The following is a 20,343-nucleotide window of genomic DNA, read 5'->3' on the forward strand; positions in this document are numbered from 1 at the left end:
TCGGTCAAGGCTAGGGCGGCGCCGTCGATGCGGAATCGGATGTTGGTATGCGGGCTGGAATTATTTTCGTCTCCTGACATTCATGCGGCGAGCCGCGGCGGAATGTGAAGAAAAGTGACGATCGGGGCGGTCCGAGGGAGGAGCTCCGGCGGCTTGCGCCCCGACCTACGCATGGCGCGCCGCTATCCGTATGGCATTTAGCATTGGAAAGACGTGGGCTTATCGGCCAGACCTTTTGAAAGCCAAAGTCGTCAGGCATTCCGAACTTGTAGCGAGGGTAGAACCACACCAGACGGAGCTCAACTTAATCGGCGTAACGGTGCGTAGAATCTCGTGGGGCGTGAATTTATCCGGTGTGAGACGCCGGCATAATACGCACTTTTTGTCGATCGGCAGCGGCGAGTCGGCGGCCACAAGCTCTCGCTTTCCCAGCTCAAGCCAAAATTCGGCGGAAATTTTGGGTCCTGAGGGCTGCATGATCTTCGAGGATGCGTCCCGGTTTGCTGGCCCCGGGAATGCCGGCGGCTGAAGCCGGGTGCGCCAGCGAGAAGTGCAGCGCCGCTGCCTTGATCGGTATGTCATATTCTGCGCAGAGTGCGGAGATCTGCTCGACCTTGACGGCAATTGCTGGTGGCACAGCCCCGTATTCAGATTGACGCCGGCCTGTGAGTACGCCGGAGCTGTAGGGGCCCCCGATGGAGGGCAATCTCGTGATCGAGCAGCGTATACCGGTCTGCGAGCAAGGTGGCGTCCGGATCCGCTTCGCTAAGAGCAAGCAGAAGTTTCACAGGCTCGACCTTATTGACGCCGAGGCCCCAGCTCTTAATCACACCCTCGTCGCGCAGTTTCGACAAAGCGCGGAAAGCCGCCGTTCGAGCGGTTTCAAATAATGCGAGCCAGCGATCACCATAGAAGTCCTGGGCGATGTCGTGCACCCACACGAAGTCGATATGGTCGATCTTCATGCGTTTGAGGCTGTCCTCGATCGATTTCATGGTGCCATCGGCCGAATAGTCGGGGACGATCTTGTTGGGCCGACCATGTTTGAAGATCTTGCCCTTCTCGCCATGGTCACGGCCACTCGGATCTTCGACCTCGTCGAGTATCAACCGGCCAACCTTTGAGCTGAGAACGTAATCGCTGCGAGGACGTCCGAGCAGTAGTATGCAGAGGATTCAGGCACTCAGCGCGCGTTCGATGAAGCCGAGCAACTTTTCGACGTCGATGGGTTTTCGGAGAAAGCCGATCGCGCCTCCGGAAAGCGCTTTCTTCTCGAGGTCTGGTTCGGTGCGTGCCGTTATCATGATGAGAGGAAGAGAGCGTTCGAGCTTTTGAAGGCATTCCTGCAACTCGAAGCCGCTCATTCCAGGCATATGAATATCAGTGATCGCGCAAGTGAAGCGTTCGAAATCAACTGATGCGAGAAAATCTTCGGCAGATGCGAAGGCGAAAGCGTCGTATCCAAGGGATCGGGTTAGAGAGACCAGCATCTCCCGTACGGCGAGGTCATCATCAACAATGGAGATCATTTCTGTCGCCGCCTGCGAAGTTGGATGGTCCTAGTCGACCTCAGCGCGTCTTATCCTTGAGGGCATCTGCCATGCGAACTAGTTCCGCAAGGGAATGGGCTTGCATTTTGCGCATCACTGCACCGCGATGCATCTTGACCGTGATCTCGCTGAGGCCGAGGTCGCCGGCGACCTGCTTGTTCAGCTTGCCGGACGTCACCAGCATCATCACTTCGCGCTCGCGCAAGGAGAGCGCCGCGAACCGTTCGGCGGCGGCCATCGCAAAGTCTTCGGTCGAGCGCCGCACAAGATCGCGATTGATCGCCATCGTGACCGCATCGATCATGTCTTGGTCTCGGAATGGCTTCGGCAGGAAGTCGACGGCACCGGCCTTCATTCCTCTGACGCTCATCGGGATATCGCCGTGTCCGGTCATCAACACCACGGGCAATCTCACCCCGATTTCTTGGAGCTGCTCTTGGAAATCCAGGCCGTTGATTCCTGGAAGGCGAATGTCCAGAACGATGCAGCCGGGTCCTTCCGGTGGGCTCTCCTTCAGGAACTCCTGCGTGGTGCCGTAGCTACGGACATTGAACCAAACCGACCGCAGCAAGCTATCGAGCATCAGGCGCACCGAGTCATCGTCATCGATGACGTGTACGGTAGGTGTTTCGTTCGCTTGAGCCATTTGCGCGGGCCACACATCAACGGGTTACACTCGATATCATAAGTTGCGCCGGCTCGCATTAAACTAAGGTGCTGGAACGACAGCAAGAGGCATATACCAAGGTGTGGGTCGGAGAGACCCTTGCGATGTTGGCCTTCGACAGACTGGCCATCACACTGCAGGCGTACGCCTAGTGTTCTGACGCTCTGCTCGAAGAAGCAAGGAGAAACTTCGATGAACACGCCTCTCAGGGTGCTTGCCTCGGACCAAGCCGGGGTCGTTCACATCAAACAGGAGGGACTTAATCTTGGGCCGGCGACGGCAGCTAGGCAGTTCATCGGTTTCGATCCGCTTTCTGCTGATGGAGCTCCCATTTTTGATCCCGAACTGATCGCGGAGGAGTGCTACGAATTCGCGGGCTTTCGACTGCTTCCGAAACGGCGGGCTCTCGTGCGTGGGGCAGACCGCATCGCAATTGGAGGGCGGGCGCTCGACTTGCTTTGTTTGCTGGTAGCCCGAGCCGGCAACGTGGTGGGCTTCGCTGACCTGATGCGCCTAGTCTGGCCCAATGTGACGGTCGAGGAAGCAAATGTGCGCGTGCAGATTAACATCCTCAGAAAGATCCTGTCCCAATGGGAGGAGGCGAACTGCGCCATCAATACGGTACCGAACCGGGGTTATTGCTTCGTCCTGCCCGTGCGCCATCATCCGGGTGGGGAAGGATCGACCGGCTCAAGGGCCCAACCAAGTCCAACGCTGCCCATCCTGGTCGGCAAAATCGTGGGGCGGGATGATGCGATCAGGATCATCGAAGATGCATTGGAGGAAAGCCGCCTGGTCACAATCACCGGTCCTGGCGGGATCGGCAAGACGACAGTTGCGATCGCGACGGTCAAGCGGTACGCGGAGAATTTTCGGGGCTTGGTCCGGTTTATCGATTTGTCGAACGTCAACGACGGCTCAGCAGCAATTCGGGTCATCGCTGAAGCGTTGCATCTAATGACGGAACGAGATTTCATGGACGGGCTCTGCGCACGCGTTGGATCCGATGATGCCCTTTTGGTGCTCGACACTTGCGAGCATATCGTGGAGGACATCGCCGTGCTGGCTGAGACACTGCTGGGTCGATGCCCTGGCCTGAGGTTGCTTGTAACCAGCCGAGAGACGCTGCGTGCCGCGGGAGAATGGATCCACAGCCTGCCCTCGTTGATGTTTCCGGGGGAGGGACAGGAGATCGACGAGAGACACCTGAACAACTACTCGGCGGTGTCCTTGTTCATCGAGCGTGTTAGGTCGACGACAAGATTTCAACCGTGCCGGAGGGATCTACCGAAAATAGCTGAAATTTGTCGGAGGCTGGACGGCATACCTCTCGCGCTCGAGCTCGCCGCGGCCCGGGTTGCGGAACTAGGACTCCGCGAAATTGCTTCCCGCCTCGACAATCGCTTCTCCATTCTGACAAAGGGGCGCCGGACCGCTCTGCCCAGGCATCGTACCCTCGCCGCAGCCTTCGATTGGAGTTATGGCCTGTTGTCGGACCAAGAGCAGCGGATGCTGGTGCACCTCACGGCTCTTCGCGGCTCTTTTACGGCCGAACGTGCCATTGCAAGCTGTGGCGGGAGCGCAGGCCAGCTCCCCGCGGAGGTATTTTACAGCCTTCTGGACAAATCGTTTCTCGCGGTGGAAAGGGCAGGTGATGCGCCAATGTTCCGCCTGCTTGAGACGACGAGAGCCTACGCGGCGAACGTCGCACATTCGCTGTAACGTTCAGGCCGCTGGTCAAACGCGGCAGACCTGCATGTGCGGTGCGGCTTCGCGACTTTCGTTGGGCTGCGGCGACTTAGCATCGTGGAGGTTGGAGACAGGTCACGATCTGAGCTCGAAGCCGGCTGCCTGGCCCCGCTGGGTGGGTTTTGCGTCCCGGATCCGCGCCGCGGCCCGATGTTCAAGCTGAGTCAGACCCGAGGAACGTCCGAGACGCTGCGGGCCGATTGGGTAGCACTGCCTGCGGAGGCGGACGCCCGGGTCGAGGAGACCATCGCGCTGGGCGAGGCGCGCAGCGCCACTACTCTAGGCTCCGCGGGGAGAAGGGTGACAGCGTCCTCGCCTGATTCTTCGCGACTGGCCGGCATTCCATTGCTAGGCCCATTTCCTCCGACAATAGGGGCCTTGGAACCGAGAGTCGGTCAGGTGGAAGTATCCGGTCAGGCCCAAACTCGCGTTTGAGGGCGCGCGCTGCGCCTGGCTTCGTGTGGCATTTGTTTCAGATCGTCAGGGTACGAACCGCGGTATCGGACCGAACTGCGGCGTCGGCCCGTCGAGGTCTATGAATACCTCGTCGCGATAACACCAGCCCCAGCCTTCCGGCGGGTCGTAGCCTTCGATGATGGGGTGCCCGGTGAGCTCAAAATGCTTGGTGGCGTGCTCGGAGAGGGCGGCGCCACGACCCTGATCTCGATCCCCGGTAACGGATCGCCTGGCGGGTTTCACTGAGACGGCCGGACGCCCCTGGCCTCCGGGCGCGGCGGCCCCGGCCGAAGGCGGAGCCGCTGCGTGAGCTCAGACCGAAGAACGGCGTCTCCGGACGCGCCTCCCGCACCGGCCCAACGCCACCGCCCGGATGCGACGGACGCCGTGAAAGTTGATTTTACCTCTCTTTACTTGCTCGCTGAAGAGTCGCTGGCAATGTGAACGCGAAGAGCCACAGAAAGCGGCGCGACATATGGCGGAAGAGAGAGCGATCGCAGTAGCTGCACCCAATCTCTTCCAAACGGTCAATCCAGCGACTGGCGAGAAGGGAGCTGCCTATCCGGGGCATACCGGGGACCAGGCGTTGTCGATTGCGACCGATGCTCATCGCGCACAAGTCGCATGGCGCCGAGCGAGCTTCAAGGAGCGCGCTCCCTTGATGAAAATGGCCGCGGAGGTCATTCGCGACAATCGCACGCGCTATGCCAAGCTGATGACGGAGGAGATGGGCAAACCGGTCACCGACGGCCTTGCCGAGCTCGAGAAATGTGCGTCCTGCTGCGCCTATTTCGCCGAGTCCGCGGAAGGGTTCCTCAAACCGAAGCCTCTCGATATGAGCGCTGGCTATGCCGGCCCGGGCGCGCCGCCTAAAGCGTTCGCGACTTTCAATCCGCTTGGCGTCATCCTTGCGGTGATGCCGTGGAATTTTCCGTTCTGGCAGGTTATCCGGTTCGCCGCGCCGCATCTGATGGCCGGCAACGGTGGTGTCTTGAAGCACGCCTCCAACGTGCCGGGCTGCGCCTTGGCGCTGGAGGAGATATTCAAGCTAGCAGGATTTCCCGCTGACTTGTTCCGGACCGTGCTGCTGTCTTCGAAGGACTTGCGGCCGCTGATCGAAGATCCGCACATCGCCGCAGTAACGTTGACCGGCAGTGTTGCTGCAGGGAAGTCGGTTGCAGCGATCGCGGGCGGCGTCATGAAGAAAGGCGTCTATGAACTCGGCGGCTCGGACGGTTATATCGTGCTCGACGATGCCGATCCGGTCGCCGCCGCCAGGATCTGTGCGCGCGGTCGCATGGTGAATGGGGGCCAGAGCTGTATTGCGGCCAAGCGCTTTGTTGTGGTCGAGAGCGTCAAGCAGGCTTTTGAGCGCGCCCTGGTCGAGGAGATGAAACGCTTCGAGATGGGAGATCCCAACGATCCCAATACCCTTCTTGGACCGATGGAAAGCGTGCATTCGCGGGACCAGATCGCAAGCCAGGTCCGGCAAAGCGTCAAAAACGGCGCCCAAGTGCTGTTGGGCGGCGACGTCCCGAAGCGCGCCGGCGCGTGGTTCCCGGCAACGATCCTGACGAACGTTTTGCCGGGCCAGGCGGCCCATGATGAGGAGCTGTTCGGCCCAGTCGCCGCGGTCATATCCGCAAAGGGCGAGCGAGATGCGATTCGTATCGTGAATGCGAGCGAGTTCGGATTGGGATCCGCGATCATAACCGCCGACACGGCCCGGGGCGAGCGCATCGCGGCCGAGGAGTTGGACGCGGGAGCGGCCTTCGTCAATCAGAACGTTCGGTCCGACCCCAGGCTGCCGTTCGGCGGCGTGAAGAACAGCGGCTACGGCAGGGAAGTGTCGGAGTTCGGCATTCGGGAGTTCTGCAACATCAAGACGGTGTTCGTCGAGAAGCTGTAGGCCAGACGGGGACACGCGTGAGAATCTTCATTGTCGGCATTTCCGGAGAGACCGGATTCAGACTGGCGAGCCTGCTCAAACGGCGCGGCGATGAGGTCGACGGCCTGTATCGCCGGGTCGACCAAGGTGAACAGCTGCGCTCGATCAGGGTTGCCGGCACGCATGGCGATCTCGTCCGAATGGATCAGACGAAGCTGGCGCACCATTTTTCCGGGAGTGACGTCATCGTGTTCTCGGCCGGCGCGGGCGATGCCGACAGCGAGGCCATGATCGATACGGTCGACGGCGACGGCGTGACCAAATCGATCGCCGCCGCCAGGCGGGCTGGAGTCGAGCGCTTCGTCCTGGTCTCGGTGTTTCCCGAAGCCGGTCGCCGGGAAGGATGGGCCGAAAGCTTCGAGCACTACATCGCGGACAAGAATCGTGCCGACGTGGAATTGTCGCGAATCGAGCTGGACTGGGTCATCATACGGCCGTCCTCGCTCAACAATGAGCCCGGCGTCGGCGCTGTCGGCCTGGGGCCCGCCGAGTTCCACACCAACATCAGTCGTGACCACGTAGCGGCAACCATGGCGCAAGCGATACATACGCCGGCCTTGCGGCGCAAGATCCTGGAGTTGACGGCGGGGGCGACGCCCATCGAAACCGCCGTCGCCGTGCAGGCCGCCAGCTGAGTGAGATCGGCGCTTTGCGTCCCTTGCGATCAAGGGTCGCAACGATTTATATCAAAAAAGAGAATGATATGACCGACTACCGTATCGAAAGCGACAGCCTTGGCCATGTCAAGGTTGCGTCGGACAAGCTCTGGGGCGCGCAGACCCAACGCTCGCTCGAACATTTCAGCATCGGACACGATCTGATCCCGCGCGAAATGATCACCGCTTACGCGACCCTGAAAAGGGCCGCGGCGGTCGCCAATCATGCCGGCGGACGGCTGGACGACAGACCCCATGAACTGATCGTGCAGAGTTGCGATGAAATCTTGGCCGGGCGATATCACGACATGTTTCCGCTACACGTTTGGATGACCGGCAGCGGTACGCAGTTCAACATGAACGTCAACGAGGTGGTCTCGAACCGCTGCTGTCAGCTCACCGGTACGCCGCTCGGAAGCCACGCTCCGGTTCACCCCAACGACCACGTCAACATGGCGCAGTCGTCGAACGATTCCTTTCCTTCAGCGATGTGCATCGCAGCGGCCGTCAACGTGAAGCAGCGGCTCGCTCCGGCGGTTGCGCAATTGCGCGACGCGATTGCAACCAAGGCAGCGGAATGGGATGACATCGTCAAGATCGGCCGCACCCACATGCAGGACGCGACGCCGCTGACGTTGGGCCAGGAATGGTCAGGTTACGCCGGGATGCTGTCGGACGATCTGGAACGGCTTGAGGACGCGCTAAAAGGCGTCTACCGTCTCGCCCTCGGCGGGACCGCGGTGGGCACCGGCATCAACTCGGCGCCGGGCTTTGCCGAGGCAGCGGCAGCGGAGATCGCTAGGTTCACGGGCCTGCCCTTCGTCACCGCCCCGAACAAGTTCGCCGTTCAGGGGGCGCACGATGCGCTGGTGCAGCTCTCCGGAACGATGCGGACGCTCGCGGTGTCGCTTTACAAGATCGCCAACGATATCCGCCTGATGTCGTGCGGTCCTCGAGCCGGCTTCGCCGAGCTCAAAATCCCCGAGAATGAACCCGGCTCTTCGATCATGCCGGGCAAGGTCAATCCGACACAGTGCGAGGCGCTCGCCATGATCGCCGTTCAGGTAATGGGCAACGACGTCGCCGTAGGCTTCGGCGGCGGTGGCGGTTACCTCGAGATGAACGTGTACAAGCCTCTGATGATCCACAACATCACGCACTCGATCACGATCATGACCGACGGCTGCACCAATTTCCGCAGGTTTCTGGTCGAGGGCACCAAGCCGAACCTGAAGAGGATCAAGGAGTTCGTCGAGCGCTCGCTGATGTTGGTGACCGCGCTCTCGCCTGTCGTAGGCTATGACAAGGCATCCAGGATCGCCCATTTCGCCATGGACAACGATCTTACGCTCAAGGAGGCTACGCTGAAACTCGGCTTCGTCGACGAAGCGGAGTTTGATCGTGTCGTCGATCCCGCAAAGATGGTGAAACCCTATGTCGCGCCGGCTCCGGGACGATCCGCCGCAGGGTGAACCTACGGAAGAGAGCACCGAGTACGTGCCGCTGACCTGCGAGCGGCGGGCGAGGCTGGTACTCGCGTTCGCAGAGGTGCTCTACGTAAGCGGTCAGTCTACGGAACAGACCATTGCTGCGGCGTCGCGGCTTGCGCGTGCGCTCGGTTTGAGCGCGACCCTCATCCCTCGGTGGGGCGAGCTAACTCTCTCCGCAGTCGAGGATACCCGCACATTCCTGTACCAAGCCTCGGCGAACCCTACGAGCGTCGAGATGGACCGGGTGGCCTCCGTCATCCGTGCCATCTGCGACGTGGAGGCGGGACGTCTAGGGCCCCATACCGCCGCCACTACAATAGATGCGATCGCGCGATTGCGTCCCTCGCCGACGTGGCTCTTCATGCTCGCCGCCGGGGCCGGCAGCTTGGCGCTAGCCGTCATCTTCGGCGTCCAACATGTTGCCGCCGCGGGCTTGATCTTCGTCGGCGGTTGCCTCGGCGCCTTGCTGCGGCGAGGCTTGGCGCGTTTGAGCGAAAATCTATTTCTGCAACCGTTTTGCGCGGCGCTGCTGGCCGGTCTGATCGGTGGATTGGCGATCCGCTATCAGGTGAGTTCGTCGCTGCGCCTGGTCGCGGTCTGCCCCTGCATGGTGCTGGTGCCGGGTCCGCATTTCCTGAACGGAATGATCGACTTGGCTCGCGGGCGGTTGTCGCTCGGCGCGTCGCGCCTGCTTTATGCGATCCTGGTCGTTGCGGCGATCTCGGCGGGATTGTTGCTCGGGCTGGCCTGCTTCGGCGCTTCGTTGCCGATCGAACCGCCTGGTCGCATCGCGTCGTTGTGGAGAGACGTCGTCGCAGCCGGCGTGGCAGTCGCAGCCTACTGCGTGTTCTTCTCAGCGCCGTTCCGCATGCTGCCGTGGCCGGTCGGGGTCGGCATGGTCGCCCACGCGTCGCGATGGGTCGCGATCACGCAGTTCGGAGCCGGCGCCGCGACCGGCGCGTTGGTTGCGGCCTTGGTCGTCGGTCTGACGCTGACGCCGGTCGCACGACGCGACAACATGCCATTTGCCGCCATCGGATTCGCCGCCGTCGTGTCGATGATTCCTGGAGTCTATCTGTTCAGGATGGCAGCGGGGCTGCTGCAGGTCACCACCCAAGCTCAGGTGACGCAGGATCTTATTGCGGCGATCCTGGTCGACGGCGCCAACGCCGCGATGATCACCCTCGCATTGAGTTTCGGTCTGATCGTGCCGAAACTTATCGTCGACGCCTGTGAGAAGCATGCCGGAGCGAGCGGAGTGCTGCGCGCGGGCTCGCCACCGCGCATTGGGCGCCGCTGACCGGTTGGGCGCATTTACATATATATCCTGGTTTTACTCGGCTCCAGCGCCTCTATTGCCCTCACGACCTCGGTTAGATCGATAGATCGCCATGATCAGTTCTGTCGCGGCAGACATGTCCAGCAAAGAAAAGGAAACGCAGCTATGAAACCCTACAAAATTGCTTTGGGCTTGGCTCTCCTGAGCGGAATGACTGCGATTTGGCAGCCGGTCTCGGCTGCCGCGCTCAAGGCCAAGACCGCAGTCCTTCTCCACGGTGCGTTCGCCGACGGGTCGAGCTGGGAGAAAGTTATCCCCCATCTCAAAAGGCGGGGCTCAAGGTAGTCGCAGCTCAGAATCCGCTCGACTCTCTGGACAACGACGTCGCTGCGACCAAACGGGCGATTCGGAACGCGGAAGTCCTCGTCGTGCTCGTCGGCCATTCTTGGGCCGGTGCCGTCATCACCGAGGCGGAAAACGACGACAAGGTCAAATCACTGGTCTATCTGGCGGCCTACGCGCCGGACAAGGGCGAGTCAGTGAAGAGCGCGACTTCGAAATATCCGGATCCCGAGAGCCTGAAAACCTTCGTCAAGGAGCCGGACGGATACCTCACGATCAGCGAGTAAGGCATCAGGAAATATTTCGCGGCCGACCTTCCGCCCAAGGAGCAGTCCGTCGTAGCCGTGACGCAGGGACCATTCCACATCAGAGCGCTCGGCGCGACGATCAGCGAGGCAGCATGGCGGGAGAAGCCGACCTTCATGGCCGTTGCGACCAAGGACGCCATCATCCCGCCGCAAATGGAGAAGGACCAGGTGAAAGCCGCTAATGCTACCGCGATCGAGATGCCCTCGCGCCATGTCGCGATGCTGGCATTCCCGAAAGAGGTCTCCGAGCTGATCATCAAGGCGGCGGAGTAGCAGCGCTGCCGCAAGCGATGTTGCCGACCGCCACACTGGTCGGCATGTCTTGAAACAGCCTCAACAGAAAGTAGTCATCGTGGCCATAAAGACCATCGTTCTTGTGTATGGCGCTTTCGCGGACGGTTCTTGTTGGACAAAAGTCATTCCGCTGCTCACGAAGCGTGGTTTGAAAGCGATCGCCGTTCAAAATCCGCTCGGCTCGCTGGCGGATGATGTTACGGCTACCCACCGGGTCATTGGGATGCAGGAAGGTCCGGTTCTCCTCGTCGGTCACTCTTGGGGGGCGCTGTCATTACAGAGGCCGGCAACCATCCTCAGGTGAAGGGTCTTGTTTATATCTCGGCCGGAGCGCCGGACAGCGGTCAGTCGTTCGCCGACTGGAAGGACTACACGCCGGCGCCCGCGGCGACCGAAATCAAGCCATATGGCGAGGGATACGTCGCATTGACCCTCGAGGGGGGTCCGCAAGCACTTTGTGCAGGACATCCCGTCGGATGAAGCCGATATCGTGTAGGCGGCCCAGGGCCCGCTTGCAGTCAAGTGTTTCGGCGACAAGATCACGGCTGCGACATGGCGCTCTAAACCAACTGGTACATCGTAGCCGCGCAGGATCAGACTATTCCTTCCGGTGTTGAGCGCGATTCCGCAAAGCGAAGGGGCGCCCAGACGCTGGTGCTGGAATCTCGCATGTGCCGATGCTCTCTCGACCCGATGTCGTTGCCGAGTTCATCGCCAAAGCGTCGTCGTCGCTCTAGACCGAGACGTGTCGGTCGGCGTGCCGCGGGACCAAATCAAGCCGCCTTCAGGCGGCTTTTCGTTTGGGTTCTCCGAGATTGACTACGAATATCCGTTTGTACGGAGATGTCGTGTGGCGGCACAAATCAACCTGCGGATTTGACCATCAAAGCCGCGCAATAACGGCGCGTGCTCTTCGGGGGGTGCCTAATCAATCTACACCCCGATTGCTGCCAGCATCAGGCAGTTCTTGAGGCTTCGAAGAGAAACCAAGCTCGCCGCTCTGCCTGGTCAGTCCAGCCGTCCAGCAGTCCCGAAGTACCGTTGTCCCTGGCTTCATCGACGAGCACTTTCGCCTCCCGAAACGCACGAACCAGCGCGAAATTGTCTTCGCGGAGTTCGGCGAGCATGTCGGCTGCCGGTACGAATTCGGCGTCATTGTCCTTGATCGTCTGCCGGCGAGCGATGTCTCCAATCGACCGCAGGGTGGTATTTCCCGTCTTGCGAAGCCGCTCGGCGATGTCGTCGACGACCGAGAAGATTTCCGTCGCCTGCTCGTCAAGCAACAGATGATAGTCGCGAAAGTGCGGGCCGGCCATGTGCCAATGAAAATTCTTGGTTTTGAAGTAGAGCGCGAGCATGTCCGCCAGGATTGTGTTGAGCGCGTCGGCGGCTGAGGTAGTGTTTCGCAGTGCCAGGGCTGATGCGGAATCGGATGTTGGTATCCGGGCTGGAATCATTGTCGTCTCCAAACGTTCACGCGGCGAGCCGCGACGGAATGTGAGAAAAATGACGATCGGGGCGCCCCAGGGGGAGGAGCTCGGGCGGCTTGCGCCCCGACCTACGCATGGCGCGCCGCCATCCGCAGGGCATTTGGCTTTGAAAGGACGCGCGCTTGGGGGGCCGGACTTTCTGAAAGCCAAAGTCGTCAAGATTTCTGAACTGATGGCGAGGGTAGAACCACAAATCCTCAGCATCAATTAAATCGGTGTGACATCGTGTAAAACTTGCATGCCGCCGGATTTACAGGTGTGGAGCGCAGCCGCCGACGTCGAGGCTTATCGATTGATCGGCAGAGGCGCGTCCGCAGAAACCAGGCCTCTCTTTCGAAGTTCACGCCAGAATTCGGCAGGGACTCTGGTCTTCAGCGCCGCGTGGTCTTCGAAGATACGCCCGGGCTTGCTGGCCCCGGGGATGACCGCGGCCGACGCCGGGTGCGCCAAAGAGAAGTGGAGCGCCGCCGCTTTGATGGGTATGTCGTATTCCGCGCAGAGCGCGGAGATTTTCTCGACCTTGTTCGCGATCGCAGGCGGCACCGCACCGTATTCGAAGTGACGGCCGCCAGCGAGCACGCCGGAGCTGTAGGGACCACCGATCACGATGTCGACCTTCCTGCGCTGCGCCGTGGGCATCAGCCGCTGCAGCGCCAGCTCGTGGTCGAGAAGAGTGTAGCGGCCGGCCAGCAGGGTGGCATCCGGCTCAGCCTCGGCGAGCCCGAGCAGGAGCTCCACAGGCTCCACCTTGTTCACGCCAAGACCCCAGCCCTTGATAACGCCTTCGTCGCGCAGCCTGGAAAGAGCCCGGAAGGCGCCCGTTCGGGCGGTTTCAAACATCGCAAGCCATCCGTCGCCGTAGAAATCCTGGGCGATATCGTGAACCCAGACGAAATCCATATGACCGATATTCATGCGCCCGAGGCTGTCCTCGATTGACCTTATCGTGCCGTCGTACGAGTAATCGGGAACGACCTTGTTGAGACGGCCGTGTTTAAAAATGTCGCCCTTTTCGCCGTAATCCCGCTCGCTCGGATCTTCGACCTCGTCTAGGATCAGCCGCCCGACCTTCGAGCTGAGGACGTAGTCGCTGCGGGGTCGTTTGGAGAGCGCTTTGCCGAGGCGGATCTCCGCCAGTCCCGCTCCGTAGAATGGTGCGGTATCGAAGAAGCGGGTGCCTGCGTCCCAGGCTGCATCCACTGTCGCGAGCGCCTCATCCTCCGGAATGGCCCGATACATGTTGCCGAGCGGAGCGGTGCCGAATCCTAGCGGCCCCGCCTGAAGTGCTTCCCTGATTCGCATATGAACCTCCGGTGTTGATGGTGCCGGCGCGACACCGTCTTGGCGCCGAGCCAATTTGCAAACGCGGTTCATCGACTGTATGTCGCCGAGCCCCTACAGGCGAATAGCGATTTGTAAATCGAGAAAAATCGATCGCCGAAAAATACGGGCTCCGAGTCGGAAAGGCGAATTTTCTGCGCGGCGCCTTCGCTGCCGACGTTTTACATCTCTTTACGGGCGCCTGTTGCCGCTCCCGATTATGTGTGACCACGGCAATGGTGCTCGACTTGAGCTGCTGCGGCAAATTCAAGAACGAACGGTAAGGGCGATACCATGAGCAAGACGAAGGTGCTTGTCGTCGGATCCAATGCGACCCAGATCGAAGTCCAGGGCGGCAAATGGGGGCCGACCGGAAACTATCTGAACGAGAACGTCGTTCCGAGCATGGCCCTGCAGGGTGCCAGTTATGATATTCAGCTCGCCACACCGGACGGCACCAAACCTCACATGGACAAGGCCTCGGACTCCGGCGCGCATTTCGGCGGCGATGCTGCCGCTTATGCCCGCGCCAGGGCGTTCTGGATGAATGATGCTGCGATGAACCAGATTCAGCCCCCTGGGTGCCGTGATCGAGAAGGGACGGGACGGCTAGGCGGGCGTCTTCGTGCCGGGCGACCAGGCGCCGGTGGTCGACCTGATGCAGGACTCCCAGATGGGCGAGGTACTTCGACATTTCCACGATTGTTCGAAACCGACGGCGCTTCTCGGCCATGATCCGATTGCGCTCGTCTCGGCGATGTCGCGTCCGGTAGAACTTCGCGCAGCCCTGATGGAAGGTGACAATATAGACGCGTAGGAGCTGGCCCGAGGCTGGCCCTACGCCGGATACCTGATGACGATCTTTTCCGCTTCCGAGGAGACATGGGTGGAAAAGGAAATCCTGCACGGCAAGATGTATTTCACGATGCCCCAGGCGCCAAGCGCAGCGGGAGGTGACGTGATTATGACGAACGTCGATTTCGAGCCGCACGTGATCGTCGATCGTGAACTCATCACCGGCCAGAATCTGCGCTCCGATCATGGGGTCGGTGAGGTGCTGGTCAAGGCGCTCGACAAGGCAACGGCCCGGCACAGGTCCGGCGTAGCCGCATCCGCCTGACTGAACGGCGGATTGCCGCCGCGAGACAAGGCCGGCCGACAGGAGGGATCAGTGGCCTCTAACATGAAAACGACGGCGCTATTGAAGGCTAAGCCTGGCAGGGCGAGCGAACTGATCGCTCTGCTGCGGGCGCTGGCGAACCATAGCCGGTCGGAGCCGGGCAATCTTCGATGGGATCTCTGGCAGGATCAGAGCGACAAGACCACTTTCATCATCGACGAGCTCTACAAGGATGCTGCTTCGGTAGAGGCCCATCGGGCAACTCCCCACTATCGGGAGTATGCATCAAGAGTCGACGAGCTCGCGACGAGAACCGCCGTCACGTCGCATCCTTTGGACGTGGTCTCATAAGGCGACAAAGCCCGGCGCGTCTTTATCGCGCCGAACTCGCCTCAGAAAACGGCAGGAGCTCACATGGCAATCACGCTGAACATCAACGGTCAGGACAGGTCCTTCGAAGCGGCACCCGAAATGCCCCTGCTGTGGGTGTTGCGCGACATACTCGGCATCACGGGTACTAAATTCGGATGCGGCATGGCGCAATGCGGCGCCTGCACGGTGCATGTCGACGGAAAGCCGGTGCGCTCTTGCGTGCTGCCCGTCGGTAATGTTCAAGGCCGAACGATAACCACCATCGAGGGCATCGGCTCAACGCTTATAGGTGCCAAGGTCCAGAAGGCCTGGCTCGACCTTGAGGTGGTGCAGTGCGGCTACTGTCAGTCCGGCCAGATCATGTCGGCGGCGGCGCTCCTGCTGTCGACGCCGGATCCGGACGATTCCGATATCGACGCTGCCATGGCCGGCAACATCTGTCGCTGCGGCACTTATGTGCGCATCCGTGCCGCCATCAAGCAGGCGGCGGCCGCTCAGAAGGCTTAGGTGACCTCATGACCGGATCCATCGAACTGTCTGACATCTCGCGTCGTCACGTTCTTGGTGGCGCATTGGCTTCGGCCTTCGTCTTCGCCTTCCATCTCCCGGTCCGGGCCGCCGGGCCCGTGCAGAAGGGGCCGGACGGCGCAGCGTTCGCCCCGAACGCCTATATCCGGATCGACGGGACAGGTCAGGTGACGCTGATCATGCCGCAAGTCGAAATGGGTCAAGGCATATACACGGCCGTTGCCACAATCCTTGCGGAGGAACTCGATGCGAACCTGTCCCAGGTCGCATTGGAGCATGCTCCTCCGGACGAGAAGCTCTATACCAATCCTTTGCTCGGGCTCCAAGCGACAGGCGGATCGACCTCGGTCCGCGCGTTCTGGACGCCTCTCCGGAAAGCCGGCGCCGCCACACGGGCCATTCTTGTCAGGGCAGCCGCCGACCAGTGGCACGTCGCACCGGAGAGCTGCAGCACGATCAACGGAGCGGTCGTTCACAAGGAAAGCGGTCGACAAATGGGTTATGGCGACCTCCTGGATGCCGCGAAAAAGATTGCGGTCCCCGGCGACGTTGCGCTCAAGGACCCCAAGGACTTCGTCCTGATCGGCAAGCCACTGAAGCGCCTCGATACCACGGACAAGGTCAATGGCAAGACGATCTACGGCATCGACACCATGATGCCCGGCTTGAAATTCGCGACCTTGGCGCAGTGCCCGGTCTTCGGCGGCAAGGTGGTGAACGTCGAGGACGAGGGCGCGAGGAAGATCGCTGGTGTACAGCAAATCATTGCGTTGGACGACCTCGTCGCCGTCGTCGGAGATCATATGTGGGCCGCCAAACGAGGGCTCGAAGCTCTGGACATCACATGGGACGAAGGCACGAACGCCAACGTCAGCTCCAAGGACATATGGGAGCATCTCCGTGCAGCGAGCGAGGGTGAGGGCGTCGTCGCAAAATCCGTCGGAGACGTCACCAACGTGCTCTATTTCGGCGAGACGTACGATGCCTCGTACGAAATGCCGTTCCTTGCGCACGCGACGATGGAGCCTCTCAACTGCACGGTCCACGTCACGCCGACGTCGTGCGATATCTGGGTGGGAACGCAGATCATTGCCCGAGCCCGGTCCGTGGCGGCGAAAGCGACCGGACTTCCGGAAGAGATGGTAACGATCCACCAGCATCTGCTCGGCGGCGGATTCGGGCGCAGGCTCGAAGTTGACATGATCGCCGCCGCGGTGCGGATCGGCGGCGAGGTCGATGGACCCGTCAAGATCGTGTGGACCCGCGAAGAGGACGTGCAACACGACATCTACCGTCCCGTCTACCGCGACAGCATTTCAGCGCGAATGTCCGGTGAAAAAGTCATCGCGCTGAAGTACCGCGTCGCCGGTTCGTCGGTGATTGCGCGCTTCCTGCCGCCGGCCTTCAATCAGGGCATTGACATCGATGCCGTCGACAGCGCGGTCGATACGCCCTACGACATTCCAAATGTTCAGGTGGAGTACGTCCGCGTTGAACCAGCCGCCGTGCCGACCGGCTTTTGGCGTGGGGTGGGGCCGAACAACAACGTGTTCGCGATCGAATGCTTCATGGACGAATTGGCGCGGAAGGCGAATAAGGACCCGGTCGCGTTCCGGCGCGACATGCTCGGGAAGACGCCGCGAATCCGACACGTGCTGGATCTCGCGGCGGAAAAGTCACTCTGGGGCCAGCCTTTGCCGCCGCGCGTCGGCCGCGGCGTCAGCGTACAACCGACCTTCAACACGTCGATCGCGACCGTCGTCGAGGCCGAAGTGGATACCGGCGGGGACGTCTACATTCGCCGGGTGACCCTCGCAGTGGATTGCGGCCTCGCCGTCAATCCGGACACGGTTGTTGCGCAGGTCGAGGGGGGCATGATCTTCGGCCTGACCGCCGCTCTGTATGGCGAAATCACTCTGGAGAAGGGCAGGGTCCAGCAGTCGAATTTCCATGACTATCGAATGCTCCGCATCGACCAGGCCCCGAAAATCGACGTCCACCTGGTAAAAAGCGGAGAGGCGCCGGGCGGGATCGGTGAGGCCGCTGTCGTCGGAGGGCCTCCCGCGCTGCGTAACGCGATCTATGCGGCGACGGGTGTCGCATTGCGCCGTCTTCCGATCGACCGGGCTTTGATCGCGGAGAAGAAATCATGGTTGTAAAAGCCGGACTCTTGAAATGGGCAGCCGGCGTTGCCGTTGTGGGCGCCGTCGTTGCGCTCGGCGCCGTCCGGTACGTACGCGGGCCCGGTCCGCTGGCCTTCAGCGGCGGCAAGAACGTCCTAGTGGTCGACTATGAGCACGGCGATCCGACGGGCGTTCCTGCCGAGTTGAGGCAGGCCAGCCTCATAGAGCGCGGCAAATATCTCACTGAGGCAGCGGATTGCGTGGTCTGTCATACTGCGCCGGGCGGCAAGAAATATGCGGGCGGCTTCGCGTTCAAGCTTCCGTTCGGCACCATGTACTCGACCAACATCACGCCGGATCCGGAGACGGGCATCGGCAAGTACACCGATCAGGAGTTCCTCGACGCGATGCATCGCGGCGTACGCCGCGACGGCGCGCGACTTTACCCGGCCATGCCGTACACGTCTTACACTCTGGTCACGGACGCAGACGCGCTTGCGATCAAGGCCTATCTCTTCAGCCTGCCGTCGGTGCGCTCGGTGCCGCCGGAGAACACGTTGCTGTTTCCGTTCAACCAGCGTTGGGCCATGTCTTTCTGGTCGTTGGTGTTCAATCGCGACGAGCGCTTCCGGTCCGACGTGTCGCAGACCCTGAAATGGAATCGGGGCGCCTACGTGGCCGAAGCGCTGGCCCATTGCGGCGAATGCCACACGCCGCGCAACATCGGGTTTGCGCTCGATAACCGGAAGAAGTTCGCCGGGGCGCCGGTGGCAGGCTGGCAGGCCACGGATATATCTTCCGACAAGTCAACCGGCCTCGGCGGCTGGAGCGACGACGAAATCGCTTGCTATCTCAGTGTCGGACACGTCTCCGGACGCGGCACCGCATCGGGTCCGATGGGCGAGGCCGTCGATCACTCTTTCAGCAAGATGGCCAAAGCCGACATCGAGGCGGTGGTCACGTTCCTGCGGAGCGTCCCGCCGGCGACCTCGTCGAGTCCCTCGCCGAAGCCCGTACCCGCTCCGGCATCTCACAAGGATGGCGTCACCGCGAGCCTCCTCGGCAAGAAGATCTTCGAAGGCGCCTGCGCGAGCTGCCACGGTTGGAGTGGCGAGAGCGCAGTCTCGAAGTTCGCGACGTTAACCGGGAGTGCCGCCGTCAACGACCCGAACGCTACGAACGTGGCTCAGATCGTTATCAGCGGAACAAAGCGCCTGACTCCCGACGATGGCGCACTCTCGATGCCGTCATTCGGGCGTGCGTTCTCGGACGGTGAGATCGCCGCGGTGGCCAACTACGTGACCGGCCGCTTCGGCGCGAAGGGTTCGTCGCTGACCGCAAGGGACATTGCCGAGTTGCGGGCGCAGAATTAGGGACCGCCTGCCGTGGGCGGCCGGCGAAGACCGGCGTAAGCCATCGAAGCTGCTCCAGCATGTGAGGTCTGTCATGCCGCGCTCATACGACTGCCTGACGCTTCGAGATGCGAAGCAAATGCTGTCGGCTGCCGAAGCCGAGAGCCTTGGTACTCCACACAACGTGGCCGGCGTTGATGCTGTTGGCCATCTCCTGGCATTCACGCGCCAGGACGGCGCGCTGAGCGGAAGCATCGATCTTGCGATCAACAAGGCCGTCACGGCGCGGCTTTTCGACAAGCCGACGTCCGAACTGGCGCATCTTACCCAGCCGGGAAAGCCGCCGTTCGGCATCCAGGCGAGCAACGCCGGCAAGGTCGTTATCTCCGGCGGAGGCATTCCGGCCGTCCTCGATGGTCGTATATCCGGAGAAGTGCAAGAAAGGGAGCCATCTTCTCCTCAAGTAGCACGGCATCTATGTTCAGCCGATCATTACCCGACCGTCCCCCCGCGGCACGGAAAGGCTCTGCATCACGCCCAGCCCCTGTCATCATGACGGGCTGATCGACGCGCTCGCCGGCGCCATGGTCGACGTCTGGGAACGGCTCGGGTTGCCGCTGCGGCATCATACGGTTGCGGCCGAGTGAAAATCGGTCCCTTTGTCGTCGGCGGAAGGGGCCTCCGGACGACGAATAACGACAGCTTGCCTGGGTTAGCAGCTCGCGGCCTAGGCGCCACATTCCGCCGACGCCGTGGTTTCAAAGCGCGGTTTTGTCCGTCCCCGATTGCTTCCAACCGACTCACGATGTGACCCGCGGGTCAGCGGGCGCGGTGAAGCTAAAGATAGCCCCCCGCGGCGTGTTGGGGCTCGCCCATAACCGGCCGTTGTGGGATTCGATGATTGAGCGGCAGATAGACAGCCCGAGTTCGAGGCCGTCCGGCTTTGCGGTGTAGAATGCCTCGAACAAGCGCTCGAGAGCTCCCGGTGCGAAACCGGGCCCGGTATCCCGCACTTCGAAGCAAACCCGTGCGGACTCCTTTCGGGTGCTGATCAGCAGTTTGCGGTCGTTTTCGCCGACGTCGCGCATCGCTTCGATGGCGTTGATCGTCAAATTGAGAATGACTTGTTGCAGTTGGACCCGATCTGCTCGGATTACCGGCAAGCCGTCCGCGAGTTGAGTGCGAACGTGTACCCCGTTCCTCGCGGCCTCGGCGCGGGTAAGCGCTACGTCTCAAGCACCGCGCTGTTGAACTCCATCTCTGCCTTCTGGGGAGGAGCCTCTTTGAAGAGGGCCCGAA

20 protein-coding genes and 2 pseudogenes are annotated in these 20,343 nt (G+C 61.3%); 15 read left to right on the top strand and 7 right to left on the bottom strand.

Annotated features, from left to right (window positions below; all coding sequences use genetic code 11):
* Positions 1–647 precede the first annotated feature (647 nt).
* The 3 genes from QX039_RS27840 to QX039_RS27850 all read right to left on the bottom strand — a co-directional run bounded on the left by QX039_RS27840 (position 648) and on the right by QX039_RS27850 (position 2,196).
* Positions 648–1,109: an aldo/keto reductase gene (locus QX039_RS27840; protein WP_315773846.1), complete on the bottom strand. Its 462-nt coding sequence runs from the start codon at positions 1,107–1,109 to the stop codon at positions 648–650.
* A gap of 66 nt (positions 1,110–1,175) precedes the next feature.
* The gene (locus tag QX039_RS27845; protein ID WP_315744976.1) at positions 1,176–1,529 is read right to left on the bottom strand and encodes a response regulator transcription factor; all 354 of its coding nucleotides are present in this window, start codon (positions 1,527–1,529) and stop codon (positions 1,176–1,178) included.
* Positions 1,530–1,569: 40 nt separating this feature from the next.
* The gene (locus tag QX039_RS27850; RefSeq protein ID WP_315744975.1) at positions 1,570–2,196 is read right to left on the bottom strand and encodes a response regulator transcription factor; all 627 of its coding nucleotides are present in this window, start codon (positions 2,194–2,196) and stop codon (positions 1,570–1,572) included.
* A gap of 213 nt (positions 2,197–2,409) precedes the next feature.
* On the opposite strand from QX039_RS27850, the gene QX039_RS27855 reads away from it, so the two are divergent.
* From QX039_RS27855 to QX039_RS27885, 7 genes are all read left to right on the top strand, one after another.
* Positions 2,410–3,939 carry an ATP-binding protein gene (locus tag QX039_RS27855; protein WP_315773845.1) on the top strand — a complete coding sequence of 510 codons (1,530 nt, stop codon included), beginning with the start codon at positions 2,410–2,412 and terminating at the stop codon, positions 3,937–3,939.
* A 958-nt stretch (positions 3,940–4,897) separates the two neighbouring features.
* Positions 4,898–6,331 (top strand): NAD-dependent succinate-semialdehyde dehydrogenase, encoded by a 1,434-nt coding sequence (locus QX039_RS27860; protein ID WP_315750767.1) that lies wholly within the window; start codon positions 4,898–4,900, stop codon positions 6,329–6,331.
* A gap of 17 nt (positions 6,332–6,348) precedes the next feature.
* On the top strand, positions 6,349–7,005 hold the full coding sequence (locus QX039_RS27865; RefSeq protein ID WP_315750769.1) for an NAD(P)H-binding protein: 657 nt from the start codon (positions 6,349–6,351) through the stop codon (positions 7,003–7,005).
* Positions 7,006–7,073: 68 nt separating this feature from the next.
* A complete protein-coding gene (gene fumC / locus QX039_RS27870; protein ID WP_315750771.1) occupies positions 7,074–8,498 on the top strand; it encodes a class II fumarate hydratase in 1,425 nt (474 codons plus the stop codon).
* The gene (locus tag QX039_RS27875) at positions 8,461–9,816 is read left to right on the top strand and encodes a threonine/serine exporter ThrE family protein (protein WP_315750773.1); all 1,356 of its coding nucleotides are present in this window, start codon (positions 8,461–8,463) and stop codon (positions 9,814–9,816) included. Before fumC ends, QX039_RS27875 begins: the two co-directional genes overlap by 38 nt.
* A 200-nt stretch (positions 9,817–10,016) precedes the next feature.
* Positions 10,017–10,424: a hypothetical protein gene (locus QX039_RS27880; protein WP_315750775.1), complete on the top strand. Its 408-nt coding sequence runs from the start codon at positions 10,017–10,019 to the stop codon at positions 10,422–10,424.
* A gap of 57 nt (positions 10,425–10,481) precedes the next feature.
* On the top strand, positions 10,482–10,718 hold the full coding sequence (locus QX039_RS27885; protein WP_315773844.1) for a hypothetical protein: 237 nt from the start codon (positions 10,482–10,484) through the stop codon (positions 10,716–10,718).
* Here QX039_RS27885 and QX039_RS27890 read toward each other — a convergent pair.
* From QX039_RS27890 to QX039_RS27900, 3 genes are all read right to left on the bottom strand, one after another.
* A complete protein-coding gene (locus tag QX039_RS27890) occupies positions 10,702–10,995 on the bottom strand; it encodes a hypothetical protein (protein ID WP_315750780.1) in 294 nt (97 codons plus the stop codon). The two genes, QX039_RS27885 and QX039_RS27890, sit on opposite strands and share 17 nt — an antisense overlap.
* A 700-nt stretch (positions 10,996–11,695) precedes the next feature.
* Positions 11,696–12,196 carry a DNA starvation/stationary phase protection protein gene (locus QX039_RS27895; protein ID WP_315744961.1) on the bottom strand — a complete coding sequence of 167 codons (501 nt, stop codon included), beginning with the start codon at positions 12,194–12,196 and terminating at the stop codon, positions 11,696–11,698.
* Between the two features lie 318 nt (positions 12,197–12,514).
* Complete coding sequence (locus QX039_RS27900) at positions 12,515–13,531, bottom strand: aldo/keto reductase (protein WP_315750782.1); 1,017 nt, start codon at positions 13,529–13,531, stop codon at positions 12,515–12,517.
* 312 nt (positions 13,532–13,843) lie between these two features.
* Between QX039_RS27900 and QX039_RS27905 the strand changes: the two genes are divergently transcribed.
* The 8 genes and pseudogenes from QX039_RS27905 to QX039_RS27940 all read left to right on the top strand — a co-directional run.
* Positions 13,844–14,284, top strand: a complete 441-nt coding sequence (locus QX039_RS27905) for a hypothetical protein (RefSeq protein ID WP_315750783.1) — start codon at positions 13,844–13,846, stop codon at positions 14,282–14,284.
* 118 nt (positions 14,285–14,402) lie between these two features.
* Positions 14,403–14,669, top strand: a complete 267-nt coding sequence (locus QX039_RS27910) for a hypothetical protein (RefSeq protein ID WP_315750785.1) — start codon at positions 14,403–14,405, stop codon at positions 14,667–14,669.
* 51 nt (positions 14,670–14,720) lie between these two features.
* Positions 14,721–15,020 (top strand): putative quinol monooxygenase, encoded by a 300-nt coding sequence (locus QX039_RS27915; protein ID WP_315750787.1) that lies wholly within the window; start codon positions 14,721–14,723, stop codon positions 15,018–15,020.
* Between the two features lie 63 nt (positions 15,021–15,083).
* Complete coding sequence (locus tag QX039_RS27920; RefSeq protein WP_315750789.1) at positions 15,084–15,548, top strand: (2Fe-2S)-binding protein; 465 nt, start codon at positions 15,084–15,086, stop codon at positions 15,546–15,548.
* A gap of 8 nt (positions 15,549–15,556) precedes the next feature.
* On the top strand, positions 15,557–17,728 hold the full coding sequence (locus QX039_RS27925; RefSeq protein ID WP_315764415.1) for a xanthine dehydrogenase family protein molybdopterin-binding subunit: 2,172 nt from the start codon (positions 15,557–15,559) through the stop codon (positions 17,726–17,728).
* An 11-nt stretch (positions 17,729–17,739) separates the two neighbouring features.
* On the top strand, positions 17,740–19,065 hold the full coding sequence (locus QX039_RS27930) for a c-type cytochrome (protein ID WP_410051583.1): 1,326 nt from the start codon (positions 17,740–17,742) through the stop codon (positions 19,063–19,065).
* A 118-nt stretch (positions 19,066–19,183) separates the two neighbouring features.
* Positions 19,184–19,417, top strand: a pseudogene (locus QX039_RS27935) (GlcG/HbpS family heme-binding protein); the annotation flags it as partial.
* A 52-nt stretch (positions 19,418–19,469) separates the two neighbouring features.
* Positions 19,470–19,691 (top strand): annotated as a pseudogene (locus tag QX039_RS27940) (5-aminolevulinate synthase); the annotation flags it as partial.
* 153 nt (positions 19,692–19,844) lie between these two features.
* Here QX039_RS27940 and QX039_RS27945 read toward each other — a convergent pair.
* Complete coding sequence (locus tag QX039_RS27945; protein WP_315750794.1) at positions 19,845–20,156, bottom strand: ATP-binding protein; 312 nt, start codon at positions 20,154–20,156, stop codon at positions 19,845–19,847.
* Positions 20,157–20,343: the final 187 nt, after the last annotated feature.

The sequence above is a fragment of the Bradyrhizobium sp. SZCCHNR1043 genome (genome assembly GCF_032489675.1).
Taxonomy (GTDB): Bacteria; Pseudomonadota; Alphaproteobacteria; order Rhizobiales; family Xanthobacteraceae; genus Bradyrhizobium.